At 65.5% G+C, this 3,625-nt stretch carries 3 protein-coding genes; all 3 read left to right on the top strand.

Annotated features, from left to right (window positions below):
* Positions 1-34 precede the first annotated feature (34 nt).
* On the top strand, positions 35-1,036 hold the full coding sequence (gene cydB / locus OP495_RS16805) for a cytochrome d ubiquinol oxidase subunit II (RefSeq protein WP_247621309.1): 1,002 nt from the start codon (positions 35-37) through the stop codon (positions 1,034-1,036).
* 3 nt (positions 1,037-1,039) lie between these two features.
* Entirely contained in the window at positions 1,040-2,755 is a 1,716-nt protein-coding gene (gene cydD / locus OP495_RS16800) for a thiol reductant ABC exporter subunit CydD (RefSeq protein WP_280570882.1), read from the top strand.
* A partial coding sequence (locus OP495_RS16795; protein WP_280570881.1) for an ABC transporter transmembrane domain-containing protein occupies positions 2,752-3,625 on the top strand: 874 nt, incomplete at its 3' end. The genes cydD and OP495_RS16795, both read left to right, overlap by 4 nt.

The following is a 3,625-nucleotide window of genomic DNA, read 5'->3' as shown; positions in this document are numbered from 1 at the left end:
GCGCGACGACCGCGCCCCGAACAGGAGCTAAGCCATGGAAATGTTCGATCTCTCGTTGATCTGGGCCGTCATCATCGCCTTCGGCGTGATCATGTACGTGCTCATGGATGGTTTCGACCTGGGGCTGGGGATCCTATTCCCCTTCGCTCCGGACGAAGATGCACGTGACGTCATGATGAATTCCGTCGCCCCGGTATGGGACGGCAACGAGACGTGGTTGGTGCTGGGGGGAGCCGGATTGATCGGGGCCTTTCCGCTGGTCTATTCGATCCTGCTGCCGGCGATGTACATCGGGGTCTTCCTGATGCTGGCGGGCTTGATCTTTCGTGGCGTGGCCTTCGAGTTCCGCTTCAAGTCGCGGCGCACGCGCAACTGGTGGAACGCTGCCTTTGCCGGTGGCTCCTTCGTGGCGGCCTTCGCCCAAGGCGCCGTGGTAGGTGCCTACATCGAAGGTTTCGAGACTGCCGATCGCGTATTCACCGGCGGAGCGCTCGACTGGCTGACGCCGTTTTCGGTGATCACCGGCTTGGGGCTGGTGGCCGGCTATGCGCTGCTGGGATCGACCTGGCTGGTGCTCAAGTCGGAAGGGCATGTGCGTGAATGGGCGCGTGGCCTGGTGCCCAAGCTTCTCGTCGGCGTGGTGGCGGTGTTCGCCGTCGTTAGCCTTTGGACGCCATGGATCGACCCGGGCGTCTGGGAGCGCTGGTTCGACCATATGCAGATAATCTGGCTGCTGCCCGCACTGGCCTTGGCCTGCGTGATCGGTGTCTACACTGCCAACCGCAAGGGGCGCGAGTTGATGGCATTCCTGCTCACTTTGGGCATGTTCGTCTTCACCTACCTGGGCTTGCTGGTGAGTCGCTGGCCGTATGTCATCCCGCCGGACTACACTCTGTGGGACGCCGCATCGGCACCGGAGTCACAGTTCTTCCTGCTGATCGGTGTGCTGTTCGTGGTGCCCATCATTCTGACCTACACCGCCTGGTCGTACTGGGTGTTCCGCGGCAAGGTGCGTGTCGGCGACGGGTATCACTGAGCCGTGTCTCGATCTCAAGCCCAAACCTCGGCGCGCGCGTCGCGCCAATGGCTGGCCGCGCAATCTCGTGAGGTGCGCGGCTGGCTGAGCTTGGCCATCGCCGCCGGTGTCGTCGGCGGGCTCGCGACACTCGCGCAACTCGGCCTGATGGCGTGGTTGATCAGCGCTGTCGTGGTCCGCGACACGGCCTTGGTGACGCTATGGCCCTATGCGGCGGCGTTGGCGGGCGCGGTGATCGTGCGCGGGCTCGCGCAGTGGCTGCAGGAAACCAGTGGCCTGGAAGCCGGGCTGCGCGTCAAGGCACGCGTGCGCGCCCAAGTGCTCGATCATCTCGCGGCGCTGGGGCCGGTGCATCTCGCCGAGCGGCATAGCGCCGGCAGTACCGCACAATTGGTCGATCAGGTCGAAGCGCTGGAAGGCTATATCGCGCGTTACGTGCCCCAGGCCACGCTGGCGGTGGTGCTGCCGCTGATCTTTCTCGGCGTGGCGTTTTCGCTGGACTGGCTGGCGGCATCGTTCTTCCTGATTGCGGCGCCGCTGATTCCACTGTTCATGGCGTTGATCGGCATGGGCGCCCAGCGTCTCAACGAGCAGCAGTTCCAGGCCATGACGCGTCTCGCCGGGCATTTTCTCGACCGTGTGCGCGGGTTGACCACCTTGCAGTTATTCGGGCGCACCCGTCAGGCCACCGAGGAGGTCACGGCGGTGGCCGACGACTACCGGCGGCGCAACATGAAAACGTTGCGCGTGGCGTTTCTCTCCTCGGCAGTGCTGGAATTCTTCGCCTCGGTGTCGATTGCGGTGATCGCCATCTATATCGGCTTTGGGTTACTGGGCTATATCCAGTTCGGCCCCGCCGATCAACTGACGCTGTTCAGCGGGTTGTTCCTGCTGTTCATGGCGCCGGATTTCTTCCAGCCGCTGCGCTTGCTGGCGCAGCATTATCATGACCGCGCCAGTGCCCTGGGCGCTGCCGAGGGCTTGCGCACCCTGCTGGCGCAGACGCCACCGCAGGGCCCGCGAATGGAGGCTCTAAACAATGGGCACGACGACACGCTGCCACTGCGGGCGCGCCTGACCGAGGTCTGTGTGGCGCATGCCGGACGCGGCCGGGTGCTGGGGCCGCTCGATCTCGATATCGCCGATGGCGAGGTGGTGGCGCTGGTCGGTCCCTCGGGCACCGGCAAGTCGACATTGCTACAGGTGCTCGCCGGTTTCGTCGATGCCGAGGCGGGCGAGGTCGTGCTGCGTTCGAAGACACGCGTGGCTTGGCTCGATCAACGTCCGTTCTTGATGCAGGGCACGCTGGCCGAGAATCTGCGCCTGGTCGCGCCCGATGCCAGTGACGACGGATTGCGCGAGGCGTTGATCGCGGCACAGCTCGGTGACTTGCTGAGCGCTTTGCCCGAAGGGCTCGACACGTCTCTCGGGGAGCGCGGCCTGGGGCTTTCCGGCGGGCAGGCCAGCCGCCTGGCGCTGGCGCGGGTGTTTCTCAGCGATGCGCCCTTGGTGCTGCTCGACGAACCCACGGCCAGCCTCGACCCTGACAGCGAGCAACGCGTGATCGAGGGGCTGACGCAACTGGCCGCACAAGGCCGCACCCTGGTCATTGCCACGCACCATCCGGCCGTCATGGGCATGGCCGACCGCGTGTTGCGTCTCGAGGCGGGGCAGCTGCATTCACAGGATGTACCGGCATCGTCGGAGGCCTTGTCATGAAGGAATCCACTATCATGAAAGGGGCTACGGTAAAGGCGCTGGGCCCATGGTTGCGTCTGATGGGCGAGCGGCGTACACGCTTGCTGATCGGGGCGTTGCTGATGCTGGCGACGCTGCTGTTCGCCATCGGGTTGCTGACGCTGTCGGGGTGGTTCATCACCGCGACCGCGCTGACCGGGATGACGCTCGCGGCGGGCGGCGCGGCGACGATCAATGTCTTCACGCCGGGTAGCGGCATTCGTTTCTTCGCCGTGGGGCGCACCGCCGCTCGTTACGCCGAGCGACTTTATAACCACGATACCGTGCTGCGCCTGCTGGCGGATATTCGCGGGCGCACCTTTGCCGGCTTGTCACGGCTCTCGGGCCGTGAATTGGCGCGTTACCGCGCCGGCGAATGGCTCAACCGGCTGACCGCCGATATCGACGCGCTCGACAATCTCTATCTGCGCTTGCTGGCGCCGCCGTTGGTGGGACTGCTCGCGGTTCTCGTGGTCAGCGGTATTCTGGCGCTGGCGATGCCCGCGCTCGGCGGCGTGCTGCTGGCGATCATGCTGCCGTTATGGGGGATCGTCACGCTGGGCATGGCGGTGGCGGGGAGCGCTCCTAGCGCACGGCGCGTCGGGACCTTGGAACGCCTGCGCGTTCGCGCCCTGGAGCATCTTCAAGGTCTTGCCGAGCTGCGCACCTTTGGCGTACTCGGCGCCCACCGAGCGAGGGTGGAAGGCGAGCAGCGGACGTTGCTCGACGATCAGCGGCGTCTGGCCCGCCGCGCCGCGCTGGGCAATGCGCTGGTCACCTTGACCGTGCAAGGCACCGCTGTGGCGATTCTCTGCCTGGCGCTGCTTGCGTTCGCCGCAGGCAAGATGTCGG

The organism is Chromohalobacter sp. 296-RDG, from assembly GCF_029889885.1.
Taxonomy (GTDB): domain Bacteria; phylum Pseudomonadota; class Gammaproteobacteria; order Pseudomonadales; family Halomonadaceae; genus Chromohalobacter.
Note: the sequence above shows the minus strand (reverse complement) of the source record. Positions and strands in the feature narration are given on the sequence as shown.